This window comes from Xenorhabdus santafensis (assembly GCF_033949405.1).
Lineage (GTDB): Bacteria > Pseudomonadota > Gammaproteobacteria > Enterobacterales > Enterobacteriaceae > Xenorhabdus > Xenorhabdus santafensis.
The window spans coordinates 1-329 of the sequence record NZ_VCDN01000296.1 but is presented as its reverse complement, the minus strand read 5'-3'; the positions used below and the strand labels follow the sequence as shown (position 1 = coordinate 329).

1 protein-coding gene is annotated in these 329 nt (G+C 32.8%); it reads left to right on the top strand.

Going from position 1 to position 329, the window contains the following annotated elements:
* The coding region (locus FE392_RS22560; RefSeq protein WP_319931917.1) for a DUF4871 domain-containing protein at positions 1-180 on the top strand (180 nt) is incomplete at its 5' end.
* Between the last annotated feature and the right edge of the window lie 149 nt (positions 181-329).

The following is a 329-nucleotide window of genomic DNA, read 5'->3' as shown; positions in this document are numbered from 1 at the left end:
CAACACCAGTACTCTTTCAAAAAGAAATTTCCAAACAAACTTGGACTACTTCAAATACAATCGAATTCTACTACAAGCGAACTCCCTCTCGCTATGTCACTACCTTCCTCTGGATTATGGTTTTTAAATATATATGTGAATGAAAAATATTATGATCAGTTTGTAATCACCGCTGAGTAAAGTGACAAAAATAAACCACTTTCTTACAACAATGTAATTTCTACGTCATGTACTTCGATAGTTGAATTATCTCTCTTCTCTTATACTTAAAGTAAGAAATGAAGCGAGGAGAGATGAGAGATGAAAAAAATGATAGAAGTAATCGTAGC